The organism is Salinibacterium sp. (genome assembly GCF_031364185.1).
In the GTDB taxonomy this organism is placed as follows: domain Bacteria; phylum Actinomycetota; class Actinomycetes; order Actinomycetales; family Microbacteriaceae; genus Rhodoglobus.
This window is the reverse complement of record NZ_JANLVV010000156.1, coordinates 1-1,026: the sequence shown is the minus strand read 5'-3', so window position 1 is coordinate 1,026 and position 1,026 is coordinate 1. Positions and strand designations below refer to the sequence as shown.

Below are 1,026 nucleotides of genomic sequence, written 5' to 3'. Positions count from 1 at the left end.
GGCAGTGGGAATCGGCTCTGGAGTCGCGGGCGGAATTTCGGGGTCGGCCATCGGAGCCGTCGGGTCGACCGTCTGCTCGTCACCGGGTGTCGGCTCGGTACCAACACCCGGCTTGACGCTCGGGCCGGCACCCGTGCCGGTATCGCCGCGCAGTAAGTCGGCCGAGTACATGATCGCTTCACCCTGGTAGGCAGGCCCGGGGGAGCCGTACCATCGGCCATCCACGAGTCGATCAACCGCGTCGGATGCCGAGACGGTGCCGTAATTTCCGCGATCCCGTGCCGTGATCGAGTGGCCATTCGCCCACGAGATCGCGCCGGTGTTCGACCAGGTCACGCTCCAGCTCAGCGCAGTCACGACGCCGTCGACAACGAGGTTGGCGGTTGCGGTGGTCTGCCATTGGTCGGCCACGACGTCGATCTGATCCGCAGCAATATCGAATCCGGTTGAGCCGAACAGTTCCCGGGCGAGCGTGCGCGCCTGGGCCTCCGAGGGGGCGGCGCTCACGGTCGGGGGCTGCTCCACACCCGTGCAGAAGTCGCCGGAGTCGATCGCAACACACTCGTACACCGGTCCCGCGGCCGGGTCGTTGTACCTCCAGTCGCCGGTGCCAGCCCAGGTGACGGTAACGGATGGTGCTGTGCCGTCGATCGGTCCGACCGACCAGGTGGGGTATGCGGGGTCCGAGTATTCGGACGGCGAAGGCGAGCCATCAATACCGAACACCGACGCAATCTCTGCGGCACGCGACTCGACAGTTCCGGAGCGCTCGAGTGAATAGACGGATCCGCTGCCACCGCTGGTGGACAGGCCCGCTCCGGCGGTGTATCGGTAGTCGATCCACCTGCCGATGCGCATATCGCTCGACACGGTGCCCTCGGCAGCACTCAGGGCGCTAGCCGACGAGGCGGCACCCGCTGTGAAGAGTGGCGCGCGCTGCAAGCCCGGTGTGATGACCAGGGCGGCGACGGCGATGGATGCCACGGCAACGGTAATCCCGCCCGCCACCCGTAGCCGCCTCGCGGG

At 67.5% G+C, this 1,026-nt stretch carries 1 protein-coding gene; it reads right to left on the bottom strand.

Going from position 1 to position 1,026, the window contains the following annotated elements; genetic code table 11:
• A partial coding sequence (locus tag RMN95_RS07200) for a hypothetical protein (RefSeq protein WP_309616257.1) occupies positions 1 to 1,008 on the bottom strand: 1,008 nt, incomplete at its 3' end.
• Between the last annotated feature and the right edge of the window lie 18 nt (positions 1,009 to 1,026).